Origin of the sequence: Chryseobacterium sp. IHB B 17019, assembly GCF_001456155.1 — a bacterium.
In the GTDB taxonomy this organism is placed as follows: domain Bacteria; phylum Bacteroidota; class Bacteroidia; order Flavobacteriales; family Weeksellaceae; genus Chryseobacterium.
Map to the genome: position 1 here is coordinate 1,705,947 of NZ_CP013293.1, position 25,809 is coordinate 1,731,755.

A 25,809-nucleotide genomic window follows, 5' to 3' on the forward strand; every position below is an offset into this window, starting at 1 on the left:
AATGGATCAAAAAAATGTATTTGTGCATGCCAAATGGCAGGTGAAAGAGGGAAAACTGGATATTGTTCTGCAATTAATGAAAGAAGCCAGAGAAAAAAGTGTTCAGGAAGAAGGAAATTTGCTTTATACATTGCATCAAAGCCAGGAAGATCAGAATACGATTATTCTATATGAAGGCTATGTGGATGCTAATGCTGTTGAGATGCACCGTAATTCTGAGCATTATAAAACTATAGTTTTGGAACAGGTTGTTCCATTGCTGGAAAACAGGGAGGTGATTCTTATGAATCGATTATTTTAATCATGTGTTTTTTAAGTTTCGGGAAAATCTTTGATTTTCCCGAAACTTTTATTTTTAATCTCCAAAGTCAGAATCTTCATTGGTGATTTTCACTAGATATTCGATGCCGTCGATAGCTTTTGAAATAATTTGATTTCTAAGGATATTAGCCATATTTTCCCAATAAGCCCGTCCATAAAAAGAATAATTCTGCGGAATGATTTCTACCTCAACTGTTCGGATAAAACCTTCTTTCGGCCTGTTGCTGATCATGGTTCCGCGTTTTACACGGACATCTTTCAGCTCATCTTTCAAAACCATTCTACAATAATTTTTAACGTCTTCAAGAGAAATGATTTTATCCCTGGTCGTTAAAGCATATTTATAAGCCTGAATGCTGTCAGTTCCTTTTTGCTCTTCCGATCCCCCGATTGTTTCTGTTAAAAGAACAAGAGTCTGCGATTTCAACTGATTGGAAAGTTCGGTTCCGGGACGCATATGATTGGCTAATGTACAGTGAGTTACCCAAAACGATGCATACGTATGATCTGTTTTTTCGACCGGTTCCATGATCACGTAATTCAGTTCCTGCTTGATGCTTCTTTTCGCATTATTCACTTTCTGAACCATTGATCTCATCTTGTCCGACATTTCACTTAGAAGGCCTTTTACATTGTCCCTGTTTAATAAAGAAAATGCTGCAATTTCATCTCGCGTCAGCTCCAGCACATTGGCAATCATATCGACTGCATTTCTGTTGGTAAAACGCTCCATTCCGCCTTTTCTTACGGTATATAATCCTTTTTTAAGATCATCACTCGGCGTAAAAGGGATTTCGGTATATCTTCTGCCGTCACCGTCCTGAACTTCATCAACATATAAAAAATGTTCGCCTTCATCGGTCACCAAAGGGATATTATTTCCCATAATGTCCAGACTATATTCTGTTTTTTTCCATCCTCGGTTGTAAATTGGAAAAGCATTTAACACAAATGAAAAATTATCTAAAATCTCCGCCGAAAACTGTGGTGGAAATTCTAAAGTCAGCCATAAGTATCTTTTTCCTTCAATATGTTTTGTAATTTCTTCTTTATAATCTACAAAATCCAGGTTTTCGGGAAGCTTGCCGGGTTCAGAAAACAGACTGTCGGAAATTCCTGTGATTTCAATGAATTTGTGACGGTAAATACTTTTAACGTCTTCAATTAATTTATTCTGAATCGACTGTTCACGGAACATCTGCTCATATCCGTCTGTCTGATTATTTTTAAGATAAGTTAATCCTTCTCTTATAAACAAAGGATTTCCGTTGCTTGAAACCGTAATGTATGGTAATAATTTGTAGACAAAATCAAGGTGTTCAAAAGCAGGATTTGAGCAGTAAATGCTTATATATTTAGGAAAATTTTCGCTTTCATACTTTGAAACATTAATACCAATGGTAATCTTTCTGTAGTCTTCCGGTTTCCCTTGAAATCTTGCAATAGGGATTTTATTTAATCTTTCATCAACACTGTAACAGGTGTTCCCCACAAACATGATGGAAGTCTGAGCTTTATTGATCCTTACATTTCCAACCGGGGTAAAAGGAATGTTAATCTGTTTATCCGACTCTGATTTCACTGTGGAAGTCATCTGTTTTCTGAAGAAAAACTCTGTATGCTCCAGCAAAATTTCTGATGATTCGTAAGGCTGTGTGAAAGCGATTGCATGGGCCGGAATGGGATGTGTATAAATTGACGGTGTTAATAATTTAGCCAGCTTTTCTAAAATCCTGGCGTTGACCGTTTGTATCTCGTTGTTTGCTTTGAAAACTTCTGTACTGAACGCATCAATCAGCAATTTTACGAATGGGTCCAAAGACTGTGGGCTTTTCAGTCCCCAAACTTTTGTCGCATTCTGAAGCATTCTCGCTTTTACGGATTCTTTGGAATATATATTCTGGTCTAAGTTCATAATTCTGGTTACAGTTTACAATATTTAATCAATCGACATCGGGCTCAGGAACAATTCCGTGGAAAAGCTGAAACGTTCTCCCGTTGCCTCCATTTTTGCATTAATGGCAATTTTTACTTTCTTTTTGATTTCCGTATGTTCTTTTGTGTCGTAGCTATGTTCCACAATCAGAATATGCGCATCGATCTGCGGCTGAATAATCCGGGGTTCGTATTCCTGTATCTGCTTTTTTAAGCTTTTTATAAAAACGTTTTCCCAAACGGCACTGGTAACTCCATTGTCGAATTCAAGGTTCCAAACATCGTTTCCGTAGTTTTCATCATACCTGTTTTCGCCTTTTTTGGTGGTGATCAGCAGCATAATGTTGTGGGCAATACTTTCACCCATATCGCAGGTGTCGATACTTCCCCCTTCCGTCATTAATGTTGATGGAACAAAAGGCATTCTGTAATTTGGTGTGTCCATGATCAGCTTCTTAATTTTTTACTTCATAACTTCCGTTACCTAAAAAGAAATACCAAATTAAGCATTTTTCACGATATAAAATGAGATAATATTTTCAATTATGATTTAAAGTTTTAATTTAAAAATTAATGTTTTTATTGGTGAAATTATAGAACCACCCCGTCAAAAATTTCTTTGAAATTTTCGCCACGTCTCCAAAGGAGGGGAATTCTTTGCGTATAGAGAATTTTAAAAAGAAAACATCTAAGAAAAAAGGCTGACTTTCCATGGTGGCTGAGGCTCCCGAAGCCACCAATCCTACCACCTAGCCCCGATTGCAGCATTTGTTTGAGCTCATTTTTTGTTTTTGGCTGCGGCGGCTTCGCCGCCGCAGCCAAAAACAAAAAATAGCGAGTGCGGAAAGCGGGATTAAGCTTCTAAATGAGTTATTAGTTATTAATTATCAGTTTAATAAAAAAGCTGTTTGATCAGTCAAACAGCTTTTGAATTTTATTCTTTAATTTTCTTATTCCGATTAATAAAATAATATACCGGAAGTCCGAGTAACACCATTACGAATCCTGGCCATGTATATTGCTGCTTGTAAATTAAAAGTAAAATACAAAAACCTGCGCCTATCAATAAATAAATGATCGGGGTAATAGGATACAACCATGTTTTATAAGGCCTTTCAAGGTTCGGCTGCTTGATTCTAAGATAAATAACTCCAAAAACAGTAATCATATAAAATAATACGATCACAAAAGAAATCATATCCAGAAGATTCCCGTACTGACCGCTCAGACAAAGTAAAGAAGCCCAGACTCCCTGCATCCAAAGCGCATTGGCGGGAACTTCATTTTTGTTGTTTTTTTCAGCGGACTGGAAAAACATTCCGTCTTTGGCCATCGTCTGGAAAACCCTTGCTCCGGCGAGAATGAGACCGTTATCACATCCGAAAGTAGAAACCATGACCAATAAAGCAATAATGATCGTTCCCGCGCTTCCAAAAATATGGTGTGAAGCCGCAACCGCTACCCTGTCATTCTCTGCAAAGGCAATTGCGTCACGATCTAAAGCGTTCAGATACACATAGTTGACTGCAATATATAAAATCATAACGGCGGTAGTTCCGAAAATCATTGATTTTACAATATTTTTTTTAGGATTTTCTACCTCTCCGGAAACGAAAGTTACGCTTTCCCAAGCCACCGAGCTGAATACAGAGCCTACCATGGCTGCAGCAATTCCACCTAAAAGAGTCATTCCGCCAATCGGTTCCCAGCCTTCTTTTAAGAAGTTTCCAAATACATCTTTTTTAAGATTACTAAAAGAATCCATCCCAAAACTGAAGTTTTCTGCCATGTGGGAAACATCTACTAAAATAAATCCTACAGCAATTAACCCCAATAAGGCAATAATTTTCGATCCTGTAAAGACATTCTGTAATAATTTTCCGCTTTCTACCCCTCTTGTATTAATATAAGTAAGCAAAAGTATAATCGCAATAGCTAAAATCTGAATCCAAGTGATTTTAAATTCTCCACTTTGGATAATGGGAGCAGCATCATTAAGGGCCGGAACCAAATACGCCGTAAACTTCCCGAAAGCCATCGCAACAGCCGCAATCGTCCCGGTCTGAATCACCGTAAATAATCCCCATCCGTAAAGGAAACCCATCTTTTTACCAAAGATTTCTTTAAGATAAGTATATTGCCCGCCCGCTTTCGGATATATTGCTGAAAGCTCTCCATAGCTGATTGCTGCTGCAACAGTCATAATTCCGGTAATGACCCAAACGACAATAAGCCAGAATCCTGAGCCCAGGTTTCGCATCATATCAGCACTCACAATGAAGATCCCGCTTCCGATCATTGAACCCATTACCAACATAATGGCGTCCCAAAGTTTTAGTTTTTTTTGCATAGTTGAGTATAGATGTCAAATATAAATAAATATAGCATTGAATTTAAATTTTGTTGTGAAATTAAGAAAAGTGTATTAAATACTTAACGCTATTCTCGCAAGGTTTATTTGTAATAAATGGATTTTTATTTTTTGATCGCAAGGCGTTTCACTCAGCAAATGATAGCATCAAGTACATTATTTTTTATATAATGCTTATGTAAATTAAACTTAAAAATTTTCACATTTCTTAAGTTAGAGATTGTTGCTATCATTTGCTGAGTGAAACGCCCTGCGATCAAAACTGTTTTCAAGATTAATTGAAAATTGCCTTTCGAGCATAGCATTAAAATAAATTTATTGACATATCCATTTAAAATCATTTTAAACAACGGAAAAAATAACCTGTTTTTTATCAATTTTTTCGCAATTTATGATTCAAATTTTATTAGTACTTTTGAAAAAAATATTAAAAATGAAATTCAAAGTAATATTATTCGCAGCAGCTTTAGGTTTTTCTACTTTAGCTTTTGCACAGGAATCAAAAAAATTCGGACCTCCGGCTGGAAATGCTGTTGTTGGTGACACTTATGGTGGCGGAATTGCTTCAAATGCTGAATCTAAAGCAATTTCTGTAGATAAACTAAGCAAAAAGCTTAAAAAAGAAAACAAAAAAGTAGAAAACGTTGCCGTAAAAGGTAAAGTAACAGATGTTTGTGAGAAAAAAGGATGCTGGTTGACTATTCAGACAGAGGATAATACTCAGTTTTTTGTAAAAATGAAAGATTATGCATTCTTCGTTCCAACTGCTTTAAAAGGAAAAACTGTCGTATTAGACGGAACTGCCGAAAGAAAAGTAACTTCTGTTGACGAGCAAAAGCATTATGCAGAAGATGCGAAAAAGCCTCAGGCTGAAATCGATGCCATCACAACTCCGAAAGAAGAAATCAGATTTGTAGCAAACGGAATCAAAGTGGTAAACTAATTGTAAATTGATCTTACGATTAAAATCATTTATATAAAACAAAAGCGGAACATTGTTCCGCTTTTTTAGTCTTCTATAGTAAAATTTACTTCTGCATCCAGTTTTGGGTATTTGTTTTCACAAACAAACTTCTTCCCGGTACAATCTATTTCCAGCCAGCCCTTGCGCTGCTTTACACTTCCAACTTCCATTACAAAAGGCACAAAAGATATGTCATCTTTACCTTCTTCTTTTATTTCGCGGTACTGAACGGCCACATCTAAAATACACTCATGCTCCGTATTCAGTTTTACATTTCTGTAAACAATATCGTAATGTGTTTCTTTATTTTCAGGAATATCGAGATAAGTTTCCCATCCGTCAGTTTCTGAATTTAATTCACTGATTGCCTTCAAAGCATAATAAAGCGCAACCGTATAATATTTTCTCGTTCCTTTTCTGGTGTAATCATCCACGAAATGCCCACCTTCAAATAAAATAGTCGGCATTCCGGCCTTGATAAAATTATCCCCTGTAGAAGTCGGATAAAATTCATCGGAATACCTACCGATCTGGTTCGGAATCATTTCTTTTAAATGATTGTAAACGTTGGCAATTACAGCCATACATTTCTTCCTGTTTTCAGTAACGGTACGCTCTACATTTTCCGACGGCGCCAAAAAGGAGAGTGTAGCGGGATGAACTCCGTCCGTCGTAAAGATTGTTCTCTGCTCGTGAAGATTCAGCGCGTAATCGTACTTTTTAGAAGCCGCCATACTTTTCAGGAACTTGATCTCTTTACTCGATTCATTATGGAAATCTCTGTTCAGATCTATGTCTACAGCATTCAATCTTGTCCATCTTTCGGATCCGTCGGGGTTTAGCATGAAAATAAAATCCAGTTTTATCTTACCGAATAATTCTTTTTTGAGCTCCGGAGCTTTATCTAAAGTTATTAGCAAATCGAGCATGGCGTGTGTAGCATTCGATTCGTTTCCGTGCATCTGCGACCAGGCAAGAACATTAATGTCACCGTTTCCGACAGATAATTTATAAATAGGCTTTTCCAAATATGACTTTCCAATCTCCTGAATGTAATCGCTGAGATTTGCCTGTAAATAAGAAAATAATTTTTCAGGGGAAATATAACGGTTTGGGAAATCAGGATTGGGAAAATAAATCTGTTCAAAATTCATTGTGGAATAGTTTACAAGAGTCAAATTTAACCATTTTTGAGTTAAAAATAAAATTAACATTTGTAATAAGATTAAACAATGTAAATTGACAAAAAGTCTGTGGATAAAATTGTGGATTAACAATAATTTAATTGGTTGTAATCAATATATTTAAAATCAAATACATACGGATTTTATATAAACTATATTTTTAAGTTTACTTTAAGCTATAAAAGTACTGTTTATCCGCATTTGGGCGTAAATACGTTAAACGCGTAAATGTGTGGAAAAACGAAATTTAATACCAATATACATTTGTGAATTGTTGATAATTTAAAACTTTAATCATGAAATTTTAATCATTTATTTTTTCACTTTAAAAATGTAACCTAAAGCTGTAATTATTATAATAAGTAAAAATCGGTATTCATAATTTAATGTTAAAACTACCTTATAATGGTAGATTAGAGAGAAAGTTTAACAGTGATTTATCCCATTTGATACATAATCAGGTATTTCACCTGTCTCCTACTCTTTTTAGAAAATTTTAAGCCTAAAAACGTTGGCAATTGTTATTAATAGGAGGTTTACTTAGACAGAATAATCACAATTTAACAGTACGTCGTTTACTTCAAGTAATAAATGAAGTAAAAAAAGATAATTATTAAATTGGGGGAAATTTGTTGAATAATTTTTTTGACAATTTCTTATAAATCATATAAATAGTTGTTTATCAATTAAATATGATGTTTACATTTGTATATGTAATCATTTCGCATTTGTTTACATTTGTATTTTGCATTTGTAAATTATATTTTTACATTTGTAACGTGAATTTAAAACTAATTATATGGGTTTAAATGAAAGAATTTCTAAGGTTATTGAATACTCTGGATTAACTCCATCTGAATTTGCCGATGAAATTGATGTACAGCGTTCCTCTATTTCGCATATTACTTCCGGAAGAAATAAGCCGTCGCTGGAATTTATTATTAAAATAAAAGCCCGCTTCCCCGAGATTCTTTGGGATTGGCTCGTAACGGGCGAAGGTGAAATGTTGAAATCTGAGCTGTCGGAAACTGTCGGAGTTGAAGAGATTCCACAAACTACAGATGAGGAAAAGACAAAACCAACTTCTCTACCAGATCTTTTTACGATGATGAATGAAGACGAAGATTTTGGAACGGAAGAAAGCGAAATTGAGGCTCCAAAAATAAGTACCCGAGAATCAGTTATACCGTCCCAAAGTACTGCTCAGGAAAAAATATCCAATTCTCAGCAATTAGAGAAAACAAATGAACAAAAAATCAAACAAGTAGTTGATAATCAACAAAGTAAAATAAAACGCATTGTTCTTTTTTACGAAAACGGGAAATTTGAAAGTTTTGAGCCATAAAAAAGCCTGATCAGGAAATGATCAGGTTTAAAATTTTAATTAAAACTAAAGTTATTGCTTTATAAGTTTTGTAACTTTTGTAAGTTCGTTGTTTTTTATTTTTAAAATATAGTTTCCTTTTGGTAAATCTGAAACATTATATTCTTCAGCTCCATTTAAAGTTTTTATATGTTTTCCGGAAAGGTCGATTATTTCAACACTGCTGATTTTAACCTTTTCAGGATTATTGATTTTAAAATTATCCTTAACCGGATTTGGATATACCTGAACTCTGTTATCATACTGCATTGCTTCATTTGTCCCCAAAGTTGTTGAAGTAAAATTAATGATAAATGGCATATCTACGGTATAATCCGGTGCAGTTGCTGGATTTCCGTTATCTATTAATGGACTCCATGTTCCCGTAATCGCATCATTTTGTTTCGCGTTAAAAGTGGCAAGCCCTCTCGATCCTGGGATTGTAACAGTAGGTAAAAAGCCTCCATTTGTAGCTATTACGTTTTGCAGTTGATATTTTACCCAGTAAGTACCTGCAGCTAAGGTAACAGGTGTAGTGGCCGTAATTTTCCATATCTTCCTTGTCGTTCCCGGGATAGACGTTGAGTTCGGTACTGCGCTATTAAATATTCTGTACATATTGGCATCCACACTGCTAGCGAATCTGTTGGTGGTGTCATTTCCAAAAACACTTACTGCACCCGCTACCGAAGGATCAGAACTAAATATATTCACACGAACCGTATTAAACGGTGAAGTTGTTCCTAAATAACTTGTCTGATAAGCAAAAAAATCTATGCTGGTAATCTGCCATGATGCACCTGCTGGAATTGTAAAGTCATCTGCAACAAATAAATTAGTTGTAGCCGAACTATTAGTCCCGCCAAACCCAGCACTTGTGTTGGACTCTGTAGTATTTCCCGTATTATTCTGAAGTTCAGACCATGTGTATCCGGTGGGTGCAGCTACTCCGCTTTTTGAAGTAGGTCCGGTACTTAAACCTCCATTATTATAGGTTTGTGCTAAAGAAAAATTTGCTATAAAACTTATAGTAAGTAGTAAAGTTTTTTTCATGATATTAACTTTTATTATAAAATCAAATATAATAAAGAAAACTGATAGTAAAAATTTCAGTTTTATGAATAATTTCATAAATCTTCAAAAATAAATATTTATCCTAAATAAAAAAACTTCACCAGATAGGTGAAGTTGGTTTATATATTCAAATATTGTTATTTCTTTCTTCGGTCTAGTTCTTTTTTAATAAGACCTAATTCTCTACCAGTCTGTCCGGCTACAGAAGTATTTTCCTGGGCACGTCTCGTAAGATACGGCACTACATCTTTCACGGGGCCGTAAGGAAGATATTTTGCTACATTATATCCTTTTTTTGACAAATAGAAGGTAATATTATCACTCATCCCGTAAAGCTGCCCGAAATATACATGTGGATTATCATTCTGAAGGCCTGCTGCTTTCATTTTATCCATTATCAATTCGGAGGAAATTTCATTGTGAGTTCCGAAAAAAGCTGAAACTTTATCCAAATGATTCATCACGAAATCAATTCCTGCATTATAGTTTTTATCGGAAGCTTCTTTGGTTGGCTGGATAGGATCCGGGTAGCCTTTTTCCGCAGCTCTTGCCCTTTCCTTTTCCATATATGCTCCACGGACGATCTTATAACCAATGAAATAGCCTTTTTCTCTCGCTCTTTGAAGATTTCCTTCCATATATTCCAACCTTCCGGTTCTGTACATTTGGATGGTATTCCAGACAATAGGTTTTTCCTTATTGTATTTCTCCATCATTTCTTCGCACAAATGATCTGCTGCGTCCTGCATCCAGGTTTCTTCAGCATCTACCATTACCTTTTTATCATTTTCATGGCAGAGTTTACATACTTCATCGAATCTTTTCACCACTCTTTCCCATTCTTCTTTCTGGCTTGAAGTAAGTTCACTATTTTTCCCGACAGCTTCATACAGATCAATTCTACCAAAGGCAGTAGGCTTAAAAACAATAAAGGGAATCGCCGGATTTCCTACAGAAAATCTCACGATATCTTTGATCTCCTTGCAAACCGCGTCAAAAGTTTCTTCATCTTCCTTACCTTCAATAGAATAGTCGAAAATACTTCCAACTCCTCTTTTGAAAAGCTGCTTCACTACTTTCATACTTTCCTCACGTGTTTCACCACCGCAAAACTGCTCAAACAAGGTGTTTTTTACAATTCCGGTAACGAAAGGAAAGTTATTATGAACCGTGAAATTAAGAACCGAAGTTCCAACTTTTGTAAGTGAAGGCTGCTCAATCAACTTGAACATCCAATACGCTTTTCTTAACTGTGCATCAGATTTGTCTGCAAATGCGACTTTAGTATCGTTAAAAATGGGCATTACTTTATATAAATTTAAGGTTCTGCGAAGATAAGAAAATGTAAGGTTTTTTCGAGAAAATTTTCTACAATTTACCTTCCAGTCCGTTTAGAAGCATTGCGATAATTCCTACAAAAACCCATAATCTTAAGATATTGAGCGTCATGAATTTACTCCTTCTCGAATAATTTAAAAGAAGATAAATACAGAGAATGAACACAAATAATCCACCCACAAAATAATATGCCATAAAGCCTGAAATCCCAGTTCTAAGGATCAGTTTCATAGAAACTGCTATTGTAATGATCAGCAGAGAAATGATAATAATTTTGGTATTTTTGCTTTTAAAATAATTCGGGATCGTGGTATAACCAAATGCTTTGTCGACACTTTTTGTCAATGTATCTTTCACAATATCAATACACAGGAGAATTAAAAAAAGGAAAATTGCCATTAGCAAAACTTTTTTCGAAAAGGTTTCATAATACACCATCATTCCGAAGAACGGATATAAAGTGAGGCTGACAAAAGTGAGGTTATTTAAAATTAAGATTCGGCTTAATTTATGACTATAAAACCACATAAAGAACTGATAGACAACAAAGAAAGCAAAAACTTTATGCGAAATCATCCACGCAACTCCCAAAGAAACTATACTTAACATCAAATAAGCATACAGAAAATATTTTTGCTTAATAAAGCTCTGAATCCTTGTTCTAAAAGGCTTTACGATATGGTCTTTTTCAAAATCATAAAATTGATTGATAATTCCTCCCGCCAGAATCGTGAGAACGGTACAGAAAATAATGCCGTGCACTTTGAAGTCAAAAACAAATTTTCTGAAAGTTTCATCTTGATTAAACAAAAAAAATGTCGAAACATACAATGCAAAAGTAAGCAGAATAGCAACAAAAAAGCGAGCTCCCAGAAGAAAGCCCACGAATTGTGAAAATCTGTAATAAAAAGATTTTTGGATATAGTTTTTCTGTTGGAAATTTTCTTTTTCAGAATTCATTCCAACGTAATTAGAATCTGTAAATCACCTCTTTATGGAAACCGTCAAGCATTTTTTCTGCCTTTTCATAGTCTTTGGTGAAACCCAGGATATAACCTCCGCCGCCACTTCCGCAGAGTTTTAAATAATAAGCATTTGAATCCAGTCCTTTTTTCCAGACATTAAATAAACTTTCAGGAATCATCGGGCGGAAATGTTCGTAAGCCCAATGTGAAAGCTTTTTAAGATTTCTGAAGAAAGGATTCATATCTTTTTTGAGGAAAGCATCAATACAAGCGTTGTTGTAACGGATAAACTCTTCTTTCAGGGTTTTACGGAAACCTTCTGTTTTCATTTTTTCAAAGAAAATCTGAACCATAGGCCCGGTTTCTCCCGTCATTCCTGAATCGATCAGGAAAATAGCACCTTTTCCGGCTTCGCTTTCCGGAATGGCAACCCTGTCAACGCTTTCTTTACTTTCGATAAGAATGGGCAGGTTCATGTAACAGATCAATGGATCAATTCCGGAACTTTTTCCGTGAAAATAGCTTTCCATTAAACCAAAAACAGTTCTGAGGCTTTTTAATTCGTCTTTAGAAATGTTTTCAGGTTCATGTTTAGAAATAGAATATCGTTCAAAAATAGCCGCCACCAAAGCGCCTGAACTTCCTACTCCGTAACCTTGCGGAATATTGCTGTCGAAAAATAATCCTTTGGAAATTTCTTCTTTAAATTTTGAAACATTGAGCTCAAAACCTTCGGGAAGATCCAAATTCTGTAAATAATCTGAGTATTTTGTAAGATGTTCATTAGATTTCTTTTCAAAATCAGAATCTAATGATGAGAACTTGAGGGTACCTTTATAAAAACTATAAGGTAATGTCAAACCTTGGGAATCTTCTATGATTCCGTATTCTCCGAACAAAAGGATTTTTGCGTAAAATAAAGGGTTTGTCATTTTATATTAAATAATTTTTTTTGCAAATTTAAAATTATTCCGCTGAATATTAGCAAAATCCGCGCCGAATTCTACTTTATTTTACCTTGAAATAATTTAAGATTTTTAATTAATCTCAAAAATCTGTGCTTCATACAATAAAGATAACAAAAAAGCCTGAATAATCAGGCTTTTATTATTAAATATTTAAAAATTATTGTTTAATTAATTTCTTTGTGACTTTTTGTTTTTCTGTCTCTACGGTTACCACATAATTTCCGGTCTGCATTGAGGAAATATTAACTTCAAATTTAGTCCCTTTTAAAGACGGTTCTGACTTAATTAACCTTCCTGCTTCGTCATAGATTTTAAACGATTTTAAAGCATCTTTTGACGAAATTGTGATCATGTTTTTGGCAGGATTCGGATAAATACTTACTGAGTTATCTTTTGTATTTACATCTTCCACCGCTAGAACAGCACAAGAGAAATTAGCCTTCCATCCGCTTGCATTCTCTGCAGGATCAGAAACGAATCTTACCGTAATAGCTCCCGAAGGATGTGTTGAAGTAAATGATCCTGGTAAAGTGTTCCCTGTTAAATTATTTCCACCCGTAAACAGTGGTGAGCTCGTAGACGGGCCATTGTAAATGTACATGAAATCATAGTTTAATTCTAAAGCAAATTCTGTGAAATTCATTGTTAAAGCTCCTGAACTCGGGTAGAAAGTTTTTACAATGGTCTGATTATGTCCATAGTTTGCAGTTGCACCACCCGTGTCCGTAAACTGTGCCCCGTTGCACCAGTCTGCATCTGTCATGAACAGCTGTGTTCTTTGATATCCTGCAGAACAATCCGTCCCTACAGATAAAAGATAATATGTTGCAGGCTGAAGATTTGAAAAGTTGAACGACTGAGTTGATGAAGTTCCGTTAGTAACTGGAGTTCCGTCAAATTTCGTAAGCTTATATTTCCAAGAGGTAGAAGTTGCATCTGTAAATGCTGCATTTGCAGAAATTTGGGTAATATTTGAAATAGCTAACCCGGTAATTGTTGTACCACACGCTGTAATACAGTCTGTACCCAGACAAGCTTTAGAATCCACCGTATTTCTGATTAAAGCTCCCGGTTGAGGGCCAAAGCCATTAGCGAAGTTAATTCCTACCCCTGAAATCAAGTGGCAATAGCTCATAATGGTACCTTTTACCGTGGTTGAAGGAATAGGACCGTTGCAGCCTTCATTTGCTCCTGCAGCAGGGCCGCATCCGTCGATTGCCGTATTATTTCCGTTCCATGCACAAGCATGTGTGTGAGGAGATCCTAAGCTGTGTCCCATCTCATGAGTCATTGCCATAATTGTCCATGAATATACCGGAACGTTGTTATATGTTTGTGAAGCCCCAGAATAGGCATGTCTGTTTGCTGTACACAAAGAATTTACATAGGCTACACTTGTAGTAGACGGCTGGTTTACTAAATGCGCCAAATCTCCGTTGAAAGATTGTCTGTTTGTTCTGAAACTTGCAAGATTCGCGTTCGGAGTTCCCGAATATGGGTCTTGTGTAGTCCAGATATAAATCTCATTTAAAGCAATTCTTACATCATCATTGTTATAAAGTGTTGAAATATTGTTATGAATAGCCGTTAACCAATCTGTTGTTGTAGTCGTGCTTGAACCGTTGTTTACGTAAGGTGTATAGCAAATTTCATAATAGACTCTCACGCAGTTTTGGGTCAATACTTTTCCTGTATTCTGCTTTGCATTCGGGTCGAAGGAAACTTTTTGTTTGTGGTTGTCCGTCAATTCATCGACACCGCAAACGAAAGGATTTGCGCCTGTTAATTTTGAGTCTGAATAACTTACAAAATCTTCAGAATTTTTCACTTTTCCTACTACAATATTTCCAAGTTCCGGTGTAGAAGCTACTCCTACGATATTATTGTCAAAAAAGCTGAAGGCAACAATTGATCCGCTATCACCCTTTACAATTCCCTGATAATAGGCTCCGGGAGTATAGTTTATGATTTCTCCCTTATTAGTTGTCACTTTAAAATCGTTTGTGAAAATCTGATTTTTATACAGTTCAAGAGTTATTTGTTTTCCATCAAAAGGGAAAGAGATTTCCAGGAATTCCGGCTTGTCATGAACTAATTTTTTCAGCTGTTTGGCATCAACATTAATAACTGTAATATCTGTTGCTGCTCGTTTGTATTCAGCTAATTTTTCGGAAGCTTTGTTGACTTCAAACAAATCATATTTTTCAAAGTCTTTCTTTTGAGCGTGATACTCAGAAACTTTTTGAGCAACCGGCTTCATATTCTGAGCAAAACCCAAAAGGGAAAACTGCAAAATAGAAAGAAGTAGAAGTTTTTTAATCATTATTATTATTTATTTACAATTTGCAAATAAACAAAAAATTTCCAAACATATTAAAAACATGATAGAGTTTTCATATATTTTAAATTAAAATGATTCAAAAACTTAAATTAGATTAAAATTTTTCACATTTATAAATAAAAAAAGACGCTACAATTAGCGTCTCTATTTATTTAATTATTCACTTTTATTTGATGCAAGCTTAAGAAAACGTATGAGAACTAATCCCGCAGCAAAAAACAGGGTCATGGAAAGTGCTGCAAAACGCATATTGTTGAAATGCTCAATCAAAGTAGCGAAGATAAACGTTCCGATAATGATCGCAATTTTCTCCAATACATCATAGAAACTGAAAAACGTAGTATTTTCCATAGAGTTTTCCGGTAAAAGCTTGGAATAAGTAGATCTTGACATCGCCTGAAGACCACCCATTACAAGCCCTACAACTGCCGCTACTCCATAAAACTGATATTCTACCGTAGGATTTTCTTTATTTAAGAAATATGCCCATAAACAAGCTACTATCCAAAGTACAATCGCAATTGAGATAACATTTTTGTTCCCTATTCTTTTTGATAATTTTGAGAAAATCACAGCCCCGATAATGGCTTCAATCTGGATAACCAACAACGTCCCGATTAATTTGTCCTGAGCCAGATTGATTTCACTCTTTCCAAACAACGTTGCCATCAGGAAAATCGTCTGCATTCCCACACTGTAAAAGAAAAAGCTGGAAAGGAAAAACTTTAAATTTTTATCTTTAAAAAGCTCGTTTCCTACTTTAAACAATTCATGGAAGCTTTCTTTTGCAATGTCTTTATAGAAGCTTAGATTATCTTTTAAAACCTCAAAAAATCCACCCTGATCTTCGTGCTTTTTGAATATATTTTTATAGTTTAACAATACCAAATCTTTAGGAAGCTTTTCTTTCACATCCCCAAACTGAGGAAGATGCTTGAAAGTATATTGAGAAAAACCGAACCACCAGGCTCCTGTCAATAAGAAACTTATTCTGGTAAATAACAATTGCTGAGCCGCTCCTTTTGCAAAAACCTGAATTAATAATAAACAGATCACTACCAAAACTACAGAACCGATATATCCGTAAACATACCCTCTTGCTGAAAGCGCATCCTGTTTGTCGCGCGTCGCAATATCCGGTAAAAATGAATTGTAGAACACCAAACTGCCCCAAAAACCGACACTCGCCGTAATACTGAAAAGTAATCCCAGAAAAACATTATGCATTCCTGTAAACATCGCCAATCCCATACACGATGTAGCTCCCAGATAACAGAAAAACTGTAAGAATGACTTTTTGTTGCCGATGGTATCTGCCAGTGACGACAAAAACGGCGACAATAAAACCACGATAAAGAATGAAATCGTCAGGGAATACCCATAAACCGCATCCGGCTGATATTCTTTCCCAAAAATTTTGATCATATGCCTTACGGGAACATCAATCCAAGATTTTGTTTCTGCCACATATTCTTTCTTCTCATAAGCTGTGGTAAGAATGGAATAATAAATAGGAAAGATGGTGGAAGTAATTACCAAAGAATATACCGAGTTTGCCCAGTCATAGACCGCCCAAGCCTTCATTATCTTTGGATTGTTTTTTATGTTTTGAGGCTGTTGATTCTCAATTTCAGACATTTCAAATAAATATTAGTAGCACAAAAATAAAAAAACCATTGAATATTCGGTGGTTTTTATTTCCTTTCGGTGAAATTTTATTATTTTGTTAAAATTGGGATGTTGTCAAGTAAGATTTTTTAACGCAAAGAGCGCAATGTTTTTTTTAATTATTGAGGATATTTTTCGGTCGCAAGGGCGTTTCACACAGCTATGAACTCGCTTTTGTCATTCTGAACAGTGAAGTGGATGAGAATCTTTCAGTAGTTTTCCGTACTGTTGTCATCCTGGAAGGATCCAGACCTAGTTTAAAATTGCATTGAGATCTTTTCAGGATGACAGACTGAATGTTGAATTGATTGTGAATGTTTGAAATTAAAAACAGAAAGTCTAGCCCCGATTGCAGCATTTGTTTGAGCTCATTTTTTTTATTTCGGGCTGCGGCGGCTTTGCCGCCGCAGCCCGAAATAAAAAAAATAGCGAGTGCGGAAAGCGGGAAATAGCTCCTAAAAAAATAATTCATCTTTATAATTTAAAAACAAAAAAAATCCGGAAGCAAAACTCCCGGATTTTTAAATATTTAGCTTGAAATATTATTACATATTTTCAATAACAATAGCAGAAGCACCGCCACCACCATTGCAGATTGCAGCAGCTCCTAATTTTGCATTGTTTTGTTTTAAAACGTTGATCAAAGTAACAATAATTCTTGAACCTGAACTTCCAAGAGGGTGTCCAATAGCTACTGCTCCACCATTTACATTCACTTTTGATGCATCTAATCCTAAGATTTTATTGTTTGCCAAACCTACTACAGAGAAAGCCTCATTGAACTCGAAGAAATCAATATCAGTAAGTTCCAATCCTGCTTTTTTAAGAGCAATCGGTAATGCTTTTGCAGGTGAAGTTGTGAAGTTTTCAGGCTCTTGAGCAGCATCAGCATAAGAAATGATTTTTGCTAATGGCTTAAGACCTAATTCTTCCATTTTTTCCTTAGAAACAAGGATTAATGCAGAGGCCCCGTCATTAAGAGTAGAAGCATTTGCTGCCGTTACCGTTCCTTGTTCTTTTTTGAAAACTGTAGGAAGGGTAGGGATTTTATCAAATTTTACAGCTTTATATTCTTCATCTTCTGCAAAAACGATAGGATCTCCTTTTCTTTGAGGAATTTCTACCGGTACAATTTCTTCAGCAAATTTTCCTTCACTCCAAGCTTTTGCAGCTCTTTTGTAAGATTCAATAGCGAAATTATCCTGCTCTTCTCTTGAAATATTGTAGTCAGTTGCGCATTTTTCTGCACAAACTCCCATATGAACTTTATTGTAAACGTCTGTAAGACCGTCTAATACCATACCGTCCTGCATTTTGATATCGCCTAATTTTGTGGCAATTCTTGCATTATAATAGTGAGGAACGGAAGACATATTCTCCATACCTCCAGCAACGATTACGTCTACATCTCCTGCTTTGATCGCCTGTGCAGCCATTGTCACGGCCTTCATTCCTGATGCACAAACTTTATTTACCGTAGTAGAAGGTATTTCAATAGAAAGTCCCGCTCCTAAAGCTACCTGGCGAGCCGGAGCCTGTCCTTCTCCCGCCTGTAAAACGTTCCCCATGTAGATCTCCTGAACCTGCTTCGGATCAAGGTTGATTTTATCTAATGCGCCTTTTACTGCAACAGACCCCAACTTTGTGGCAGGAACCGTTGATAAACTTCCCATAAAACTTCCCATAGGAGTTCTTACTGCGGAAACGATGAATACTTCTTTCATTATACTTAATTTTAAATTCAATAAAACCTTACGGCTTCATTTTTTATATTTCTATTTTTTGTTTTCTTTTACTTTTACTAAAACAAGATTATACTTATCCCCAGCAATCTGGGATTCTATTTTCAGATAATTGTCCTGAGTGGCCAGAACTTTATTTGTGAAAACATCATCAACTTTTATACGATTTTCGTCACCCTTTACCTCAAGCACAATCAGCTTATAATTACAGTCATCAAGGAAAACCATGCTTGATTTAATATAATCTTTACCGTTATTATAATACTCTGTCTGAACATTGTCTTTCACAGTCATGTACCAAAGATTTTTAGGATAATTGGTTCTTAAAAATGTTCCTTCTTTAATATTGCTGCATTTTGTAGGATTATCTACAGGTTTTTGCTTTGGAGCCTCTTTTTGAGCTGTTTTTGTATCCTTTTTCTGTGCATCAACCTGGGAAACACCTAAAAATAATACTGCGATTGAAAATACTTTTAACCAATTCATATCTGTGTCTGATTTATTTTATTACTGTTTGAAAAAAATATCATAAAAGCACCTAAAAATTCTACAATCCAGCCCCATCTTAATTTTACGATACCCGCCAGCTTTTCCTGCCAGGATTTAAAAGGCATAAAACTAAAATACTGGAAAGCCTGAACTTTAATGGCAAATAATGTAAAGAGAAATAAAAGAATTAAAAGAACTGCAAAAATCTTCGTTATTTTGCCCTTGTTATTCAAAATTCCGAAAAGCGCGCCTGCTGAGAAAATCCAACAGGTAATGGCCAGAAAATGATCAACCTGCCAGTAGTTCCAATTTCCTATCAGCGGAACATGAACTAACGGCAGAAAGCTTCCTATAACTACCCAAAACAATCCTATTATCTGAATATTTTTCATATTTCTAAAGTGCCAAAATACGAAAAAAAACACACTTAAAAACAGTGTGTTTTAAAAATAGATTTTTTATATCAATTAATCAAAGACAATAAAATATTGATTATAATTTTAAATATTTCGTAAAATAAACCAAACATTATTACTAATTTAAAAATTAACATTTGCGATTTCAATACCAATCTGTAATCCGTATTTCTTCTTCAGCTGTGCATTATCATTAAACGTAGGCGTTAAATCTTTCTGAACAAACAGATTAAAGCCTCTATACCCTATTCCTAATTTTGCCCCGAAAATAATATCATTCATCCCGTACATTACCCTTTCCCGCTCAACAACTCTTTTGGTATATTCCGTAGAATATTTATTGTAAATAACACTTCCTGCCCTTACTCCTGCGTAAACTCCCGCTATAATGTTCAGCTGGGGTTGTTTGTTGTCAAGATATTTTACGCCGTTATGCTCAATATATTTTGGGTTTAAAACAAACCTTAAATCTGCCGGAATATAGATATAAGTGCTACTTAGACGGGTATCACGAAGATTTCCTTTTGTAAAATCCTTTACCACCAATGTCTTTTCTTCCTGGCTGAAAACCTGGTTATATTTTGGTCTGAAGTTATCAGAACGCATTCCCAATCCTATTCTATAAAATACCGGGCTCCTAAATCCTCCTAACTGATCTTCATATCTTAAAGCAATACTGTAAGAATTATAAACCGTCGTTCTCACATCAGAAGCTTTACTGTAAAACTTGAAGGGTTCATCTTTGGAAGTAAGGTTTGCCCCGACAAAACTTACATTAAAATCCCAGGAATGAAGGTAATCTTTCGGTTCTTTTTTCTCTCCGTTCACCTTCATTTTAATTCCGTTAAAGCCCAATTGCACTTCATTTTTCCCATGATTTTGGATAGTGTCATTTTTACCCAGAACAGCGTTTTTTACTATTTCCTTAGTAGCAATTTCAAGGTCGTTTTGCTGGGTATTTACCTTCTCGTTGATGATTTTTTCGTACCTGGAAGCAATTTCAGTGCTTTGCTTTTGTTTCTCATCTGAGGTTATTTTGTTTTCCTGATAATTTTTATCCACTTCATCCAGTTCCACATTCATTTTTGTTTTCTCGGAAACTACAATGCTGTCGACTTTTTTTGAATAGGTATTTAATTCTGCACTTAGCGGTATTTCCTGCGCAAAAGTGTATGAAAAAGCCATTACAGCAGTCATTAATGCAAATTTAGTTTTCATATTTTTTTTAATTTTTAGACAATATTTTAGCGCTGTTCTTATTTTTGAACAGTAAATTTTTTATTAAAAGTTTAAAGATTTACTTAGAATCGATGTAAACCGCTACTCCCAAAACCGTAACATTATCAACATTTGCATGCGGCTTATTAAATCTGAAAATCCCGAATTTCCTTACATCTTTTTGAGAGTTTTCGTTAGTTTTATGCAGCTCTCGCCCCAAAAGAAGCTCATCCGCGCTGATATAGCTTGATTTTTTTATTTCCGCCATTACAGGAGTATTGAGAATATTATTCTCCGTTTTTGTGGGTTCGGTATTATTATTTAAAGGTTGTCCAATTGTAGTCGGTTGGTTTTTAAACTCTGAAATTTGAGGTTGAATCATTCCTTTTTCTTCTTTTGAAACAAAGACCTGGTCGGAATTTATTTTTTGATTCTCAGCAAGTGTTTTTACATCATTCTTCACAATTGGGTTGTTGTTTGGAATAACAGATTGATTTTCAGTGTCGAGATTGATGGGATTGGCTGTTTTTTCAAGAACTTTTTTAGCGATATAATCGGTTTTATTATGATCAAAACTGTTTTTATAATTATTAAAATAAATAATGGTTCCCAAAGAAACAAGCACCAAAACAACAGCTGCATATTTCCACCACTGAAAAGATGGTTTTAACGCTATTTCAGGCGTTTGATCCAGCTTTTGATCCAGTCTGTCCCAAAGACCGGGAGAAGGCTTTATTTCAAGCTCTTCATAGTCAGACTTCAATTTATTTAGCATATTGTTTTTCATCTTTTTTTTGTTTTAAAAAATCTACGATCCATTTTTTGGATTTGCTCAGCTGGCTTTTACTTGTTCCTTCAGAAATATTGAGAATTTCTGCAATCTCACTGTGTTTTTTCTCTTCAAAGACATAAAGATTAAAAATCAATCTATATCCGTCTGGCATTTTAGAAAAAATTTCATCCATATTGAGTTCTTCCATTTCTTCTTCCAAACTCTCATCGATATTTCCAATTTCGTTGACCTCAACATCAGTGTAAAGAATATTTTTACTTTTCCTGATAAAATTGATGGAATTGTTCACGACAATTTTCCTTAACCAAAACTGGAAACTTTTCCATTCCCTACATTCATCTATTTTTGAAAAACAGGTAAAAAAAGAATTCATGAGGATATCTTCTGCATCATGGATATTATTTACATAAGAATTCGCAATCGCAAGCATTTTTGCCGAAAACATCTCGTAAAGAGCCTGTTGCCCTCTCCGATCCTGCTTTTTTGCTAGTTTAAAATTCTCTTCTAAATTCTTCATGTATCAGTTTCTATCTATAAGACAGAATATTTTTCAAAAGGTTGCCTGAAAAACAAAAAAAATTGCACTTTTTTTGAAAATGCAATTTAATATTTTAAAAATCAATTAAATAAAATTAATGTTTTATCTCTGAAACTTCATTCGGGTTGTGTTTATGCCTGAATAAAATGGCAAATAAAACTGCCAAAACTAAAGCATACGCCGCAAAAGAAAGCCAGATATTATGCCAATCTTTCACCATTACAATAGATGATAAAGTTCCGTCCGGATTTATTGCAGAATTAAAACTTTTTTTAAGAATATTAATAAAGGTCGGGTTATCAGGTGTTGTTTCCAGATAGGTCGACAAAGATGAAGCTGTTGTGAATTTATGAGTGAAAAACTTATCAATCGCCCAACCCGCAGCATAACTTCCGAAAACTGCCCCAAAACCGTTTGTCATCATCATAAATAAACCTTGTGCTGAAGAACGGATCTTTTTATCTGTGGTAGTTTCTACGAAAAGTGACCCTGAAATATTAAAGAAATCGAAAGCCATCCCGTACACGATACACGAAAGGATAATTAAGCTTAATCCAAAACCGTCAGGAACTCCGTAAGCAAAGAATGCAAACCTCAACACCCAAGCCAACATGGACATCAACATTACTTTTTTAATCCCGAATTTCTTTAAAAAGAAAGGTATGGCCAAAATGAATAATGTCTCGGAAACCTGAGAAATTGACATGATAATCGTAGATCTCTGCACTACAAATGAATCTGCATATTTCGGAAAATGCTCAAATTCACTCAGAAAAACATCTCCGTAAGCGTTCGTCAACTGTAAAGCTGCGCCCAAAAGCATTGAGAATAAGAAGAATAATGCAGTTTTATAATTTTTAAATAATTTAAAAGCATTTAATCCTAATTGCTCTGATAAAGGTGCATTTTTATCTATAAGTTTCTGAGGAGGGCATTTTGGTAATGTTAATGCATAAATTCCCAACAAAATTGCGGCTACACCCCCGATATAAAACTGTCCTTCCGTCGCTTTATTTCCTGTAAAATTGGTAATCCACATGGCCACAATGAAACCTATAGTTCCCCAAACACGGATTGGAGGAAAATCTTTTACAACATCCAGATCACTGTTTTTCAAAACGGTATAGGAAATTGAATTAGCCAAAGCAATTGTGGGCATATAGAAGCACATCGCAACGAGCATTATCGAAAAGAAAGAATTGGGATCGGCAGAATGTGGCAAAATGAAAAGCACAATTCCGTACAGGATATGTAAAACCGAAAAAATCCGCTCGGCGTTTACCCATCGGTCGGCGATGATTCCGGTAATGGTAGGCATAAAAATGGATGCGATCCCCATTGTTCCGAATACGGCTCCAAACTGAGCTCCGTCCCAATGCTTTGTACCGAACCAAAAATTAGCCATCGTAATCAGCCATGCTCCCCAAACAAAGAATTGAAGGAAGCTGAGGATGGTAAGTCGTAATTTTAAATTCATAGTTATTAAATATCTCTTTAATCAATTCTCTTTTTCCTCCTCTTGATTTCCTCCTGAATCTCCAGGGCGGTATCATAATCTTCTTCTTTTACCGCATCTTCCAGTAATTTTTGAAGCTCTTCCATAGAAACGGATTTCAGGTTGTCTTCCGTCTCAACGGTTTCTGAAAAGGGTTCCTCTTCTTTCGATACATCTTCCAGCTCCAAAAGGATTCCCGCTTCATTCAACACCTGCTGAGTTGTAAAAATAGGGGCATCAAATCTTACTGCCATCGCTACTGCATCTGAAGTTCTTGCATCAAGAATTAATTCTTCTTCTGTGCTTTTATTTTTAAAATTAATATTAGAGAAGAAAACTCCGTCTACAATCTGATAAATGATCACAGAGACAAGCTCATAATTGGTAGAAACTATAAATTTTGTGAATAAATCGTGGGTAAGCGGACGCGGCGGATGAATGTCTTTCTCAAGACCTAGAGAAATGGATTGTGCCTCGAAATTTCCTATAACAACAGGTAATTTTATGTGTGTTTCTTCATGTTCCAATAACAAAGCGTACGCCCCTGATTGTGTCTGGCTGTACGATATTCCGCGAATAATTAGCTGTTTATAATCCATAACTACAAATATAAATTAATTTTTTATTGTAGGATTTACTTTTTAGACAAAAATAAAAGCCCGGAAGCCGAGCTTTTATCTATATTGTTGTGGATTGTTAATGGTCAATAGTGAATTTTGCTTGGCAGTGATTTAATTTAAGTAAAAAACTGACGAGCAAAGCGAATTGACTATTCACAATTCACTTCTTTTATCCTCTGATGGCTTTAATTTTCTCTGTTAATGCAGGGATAATCTGGAAGGCATCTCCTACCACACCATAATCTGCTGATTTGAAGAACGGAGCTTCGGCATCGCTGTTGATGACAACGATGGTTTTAGAAGAGTTAACTCCCGCCAAATGCTGAATAGCTCCCGAAATACCAACTGCAATATAAAGATTCGGAGAAATTGCTTTACCCGTTTGTCCTACGTGCTCTGTATGAGGTCTCCATCCGATGTCTGAAACCGGTTTTGAACAAGCTGTAGCGGCACCTAAAACATTAGCCAATTCTTCGATCATTCCCCAGTTTTCAGGACCTTTCATCCCTCTACCTGCAGAAACTACGATTTCAGCTTCTTTTAAATCTAATTTACCAGAACTCTGTTCGTGAGAGATCACTTTAGTATCTTCATTGGCAACAGATAAGTTTTTCACTTCTTCTGAACCTGAAACTGTATTTTCCTTAACACCGAAAGCATTTTGAGAAACCGTGATAATTACACCCGTTCCTTCTGCTTTTGCATGCATGAAACCTTTTCCTGAAAACGCTTTTCTCTTGATCTGAATCGGGGAAAGGCTTTCCGGAGCTGCCAAAACATTTGTAATTAATGAATAATTCTTCATTACCGCCAACATCGGAGCAACCGAAGAAGCGTCCGTAGTATGAGGGAAAACGATGATGTTTCCGTCTGCTACTTCATTTACAGCCTGCGCAAATGCTTTAGCTGAAAAGCTTTTAAGACCTTCGTCTTTGATATTGATAACATTTGATGCTCCATATTTGTATAATAAATCTGAAGAATCTGTTGGGTTTACAGAGATCGCTGTTACTGTTTCACCAGCCTGGTCTGCAACAGCTTTAGCATAAGAAACTGCCTCAAAAGCCGCTTTTTTGTAAACTCCGTTTATATTTTCTGCGTATACGAATACTGCCATTTTAATTAATTTAAAGATTAAAAAATTTAATAATTGAAAGATTAAACTCAAAATCAGGAACTAAACTTCCCTTTTCTGACTTCCAGCTTCCAACTTTTAGATTACCTTAGCTTCTTCGTGAAGTAGTCTTACCAATTCATCCAAATTATCAGGAGAAACCAATTTCACAGCAGCTCTTGGAGGTACACTGTCGTAAGAAACTCCCTGAACTTTCACCTCAGAAGATGTAGGCTCTACAACCTGCAATGGCTTTGTTCTTGCAGACATAATCCCTCTCATATTTGGAATAATAAGGTCTTTTTCATCCACCAATCCTTTCTGACCAGCGATTACCGCAGGCAGTTTTACAGAAATAGTTTCTTTTCCTCCTTCAATTTCTCTTACTGCAGTAGCTTCGCTTCCATTTACGTCAAGCCCTACCGATGCATTTACGAAAGGCTGATTCAACAGCTGAGCAACCATTCCCGGAACAGAACCACCGTTGTAATCGATAGATTCTTTACCACAAAGAATAAGGTCATATCCGCCATTCTGAGCAACAGCTGCAATTTCTTTAGCTGTAGAATAGCTGTCTTTCGGGTCTAGATTTACTCTTACCGCGTCATTTGCACCGATGGCCAATGCTTTTCTCATTACAGGTTCCGTACCAGCATCCCCTACATTGATTACCGTCACAGTAGCTCCCTGAGATTCCTGAAGTTTAACTGCTTTCGTCAACGCAAACTCATCTAATGGGTTGATTACCCACTGAATTCCATTTTTGTCGAAAGCAGATTTGTCTGCTGTAAAGTTAATTTTGGAAGTAGTATCCGGAACACTACTAATACAAACTAATATTTTCATGTGTACTATTTATTTATTTTTTGCCTCATTGATCGTACTGTTTTTA

The 25,809-nt window shown here is 35.6% G+C and carries 24 protein-coding genes; 3 read left to right on the plus strand and 21 right to left on the minus strand.

What is annotated here, in order from left to right; genetic code table 11:
* Position 1: 1 nt before the first annotated feature.
* Positions 2-301, plus strand: a complete 300-nt coding sequence (locus ATE47_RS07855; RefSeq protein ID WP_062161445.1) for a putative quinol monooxygenase — start codon at positions 2-4, stop codon at positions 299-301.
* Between the two features lie 54 nt (positions 302-355).
* On the opposite strand, the gene ATE47_RS07860 is transcribed toward ATE47_RS07855, so the two are convergent.
* The 3 genes from ATE47_RS07860 to ATE47_RS07875 all read right to left on the minus strand — a co-directional run bounded on the left by ATE47_RS07860 (position 356) and on the right by ATE47_RS07875 (position 4,606).
* Positions 356-2,236, minus strand: a complete 1,881-nt coding sequence (locus tag ATE47_RS07860) for a type VI secretion system baseplate subunit TssF (RefSeq protein WP_062161446.1) — start codon at positions 2,234-2,236, stop codon at positions 356-358.
* A gap of 24 nt (positions 2,237-2,260) precedes the next feature.
* The gene (locus tag ATE47_RS07865) at positions 2,261-2,701 is read right to left on the minus strand and encodes a GPW/gp25 family protein (RefSeq protein WP_062161447.1); all 441 of its coding nucleotides are present in this window, start codon (positions 2,699-2,701) and stop codon (positions 2,261-2,263) included.
* A 489-nt stretch (positions 2,702-3,190) separates the two neighbouring features.
* Complete coding sequence (locus ATE47_RS07875; RefSeq protein WP_062161449.1) at positions 3,191-4,606, minus strand: APC family permease; 1,416 nt, start codon at positions 4,604-4,606, stop codon at positions 3,191-3,193.
* Between the two features lie 454 nt (positions 4,607-5,060).
* Here ATE47_RS07875 and ATE47_RS07880 point away from each other — a divergent pair, with 454 nt between their 5' ends.
* Positions 5,061-5,570 (plus strand): DUF4920 domain-containing protein, encoded by a 510-nt coding sequence (locus ATE47_RS07880; RefSeq protein WP_062163487.1) that lies wholly within the window; start codon positions 5,061-5,063, stop codon positions 5,568-5,570.
* A 65-nt stretch (positions 5,571-5,635) separates the two neighbouring features.
* Here the strand turns inward: ATE47_RS07880 and ATE47_RS07885 are convergent, their stop codons facing one another.
* Positions 5,636-6,745 (minus strand): M14 family zinc carboxypeptidase, encoded by a 1,110-nt coding sequence (locus ATE47_RS07885; RefSeq protein ID WP_062163488.1) that lies wholly within the window; start codon positions 6,743-6,745, stop codon positions 5,636-5,638.
* A gap of 829 nt (positions 6,746-7,574) precedes the next feature.
* Between ATE47_RS07885 and ATE47_RS07890 the strand changes: the two genes are divergently transcribed.
* On the plus strand, positions 7,575-8,120 hold the full coding sequence (locus tag ATE47_RS07890; RefSeq protein ID WP_062161450.1) for a helix-turn-helix domain-containing protein: 546 nt from the start codon (positions 7,575-7,577) through the stop codon (positions 8,118-8,120).
* Positions 8,121-8,171: 51 nt separating this feature from the next.
* Here the strand turns inward: ATE47_RS07890 and ATE47_RS07895 are convergent, their stop codons facing one another.
* From ATE47_RS07895 to ATE47_RS07975, 17 genes are all read right to left on the minus strand, one after another.
* The gene (locus tag ATE47_RS07895; protein WP_062161451.1) at positions 8,172-9,191 is read right to left on the minus strand and encodes a T9SS type A sorting domain-containing protein; all 1,020 of its coding nucleotides are present in this window, start codon (positions 9,189-9,191) and stop codon (positions 8,172-8,174) included.
* A 158-nt stretch (positions 9,192-9,349) separates the two neighbouring features.
* Positions 9,350-10,516 carry a proline dehydrogenase family protein gene (locus tag ATE47_RS07900; RefSeq protein ID WP_062161452.1) on the minus strand — a complete coding sequence of 389 codons (1,167 nt, stop codon included), beginning with the start codon at positions 10,514-10,516 and terminating at the stop codon, positions 9,350-9,352.
* A 64-nt stretch (positions 10,517-10,580) separates the two neighbouring features.
* Positions 10,581-11,510, minus strand: a complete 930-nt coding sequence (locus tag ATE47_RS07905) for a UbiA family prenyltransferase (protein WP_062161453.1) — start codon at positions 11,508-11,510, stop codon at positions 10,581-10,583.
* Positions 11,511-11,520: 10 nt separating this feature from the next.
* Positions 11,521-12,447 carry a mevalonate kinase family protein gene (locus ATE47_RS07910; protein WP_062161454.1) on the minus strand — a complete coding sequence of 309 codons (927 nt, stop codon included), beginning with the start codon at positions 12,445-12,447 and terminating at the stop codon, positions 11,521-11,523.
* A gap of 193 nt (positions 12,448-12,640) precedes the next feature.
* On the minus strand, positions 12,641-14,806 hold the full coding sequence (locus ATE47_RS07915; protein ID WP_062161455.1) for a T9SS type A sorting domain-containing protein: 2,166 nt from the start codon (positions 14,804-14,806) through the stop codon (positions 12,641-12,643).
* A gap of 174 nt (positions 14,807-14,980) precedes the next feature.
* Positions 14,981-16,462, minus strand: a complete 1,482-nt coding sequence (locus ATE47_RS07920) for an MFS transporter (RefSeq protein ID WP_062161456.1) — start codon at positions 16,460-16,462, stop codon at positions 14,981-14,983.
* Positions 16,463-16,652: 190 nt separating this feature from the next.
* The gene (locus ATE47_RS07925) at positions 16,653-16,964 is read right to left on the minus strand and encodes a hypothetical protein (protein WP_062161457.1); all 312 of its coding nucleotides are present in this window, start codon (positions 16,962-16,964) and stop codon (positions 16,653-16,655) included.
* A 73-nt stretch (positions 16,965-17,037) separates the two neighbouring features.
* The gene (locus ATE47_RS07930) at positions 17,038-18,216 is read right to left on the minus strand and encodes an acetyl-CoA C-acyltransferase (RefSeq protein ID WP_062161458.1); all 1,179 of its coding nucleotides are present in this window, start codon (positions 18,214-18,216) and stop codon (positions 17,038-17,040) included.
* 51 nt (positions 18,217-18,267) lie between these two features.
* Positions 18,268-18,720, minus strand: coding sequence for a hypothetical protein (locus ATE47_RS07935; protein ID WP_062161459.1), 453 nt, complete (start codon positions 18,718-18,720; stop codon positions 18,268-18,270).
* Positions 18,717-19,115 carry a hypothetical protein gene (locus tag ATE47_RS07940; RefSeq protein ID WP_062161460.1) on the minus strand — a complete coding sequence of 133 codons (399 nt, stop codon included), beginning with the start codon at positions 19,113-19,115 and terminating at the stop codon, positions 18,717-18,719. Before ATE47_RS07940 ends, ATE47_RS07935 begins: the two co-directional genes overlap by 4 nt.
* Before the next feature lie 147 nt (positions 19,116-19,262).
* Positions 19,263-20,357, minus strand: a complete 1,095-nt coding sequence (locus tag ATE47_RS07945; protein WP_150114802.1) for a hypothetical protein — start codon at positions 20,355-20,357, stop codon at positions 19,263-19,265.
* Positions 20,358-20,436: 79 nt separating this feature from the next.
* Positions 20,437-21,144, minus strand: a complete 708-nt coding sequence (locus tag ATE47_RS07950; RefSeq protein ID WP_062161462.1) for a hypothetical protein — start codon at positions 21,142-21,144, stop codon at positions 20,437-20,439.
* Positions 21,122-21,667, minus strand: coding sequence for an RNA polymerase sigma factor (locus ATE47_RS07955; RefSeq protein WP_062161463.1), 546 nt, complete (start codon positions 21,665-21,667; stop codon positions 21,122-21,124). Before ATE47_RS07955 ends, ATE47_RS07950 begins: the two co-directional genes overlap by 23 nt.
* A 115-nt stretch (positions 21,668-21,782) precedes the next feature.
* Entirely contained in the window at positions 21,783-23,165 is a 1,383-nt protein-coding gene (locus ATE47_RS07960) for a nucleoside permease (RefSeq protein WP_062161464.1), read from the minus strand.
* Between the two features lie 17 nt (positions 23,166-23,182).
* Positions 23,183-23,782 (minus strand): bifunctional nuclease family protein, encoded by a 600-nt coding sequence (locus tag ATE47_RS07965; protein WP_062161465.1) that lies wholly within the window; start codon positions 23,780-23,782, stop codon positions 23,183-23,185.
* A gap of 190 nt (positions 23,783-23,972) precedes the next feature.
* Positions 23,973-24,920, minus strand: coding sequence for an electron transfer flavoprotein subunit alpha/FixB family protein (locus ATE47_RS07970; protein WP_062161466.1), 948 nt, complete (start codon positions 24,918-24,920; stop codon positions 23,973-23,975).
* Between the two features lie 96 nt (positions 24,921-25,016).
* Positions 25,017-25,763, minus strand: a complete 747-nt coding sequence (locus ATE47_RS07975) for an electron transfer flavoprotein subunit beta/FixA family protein (protein ID WP_062161467.1) — start codon at positions 25,761-25,763, stop codon at positions 25,017-25,019.
* Positions 25,764-25,809 lie beyond the last annotated feature (46 nt).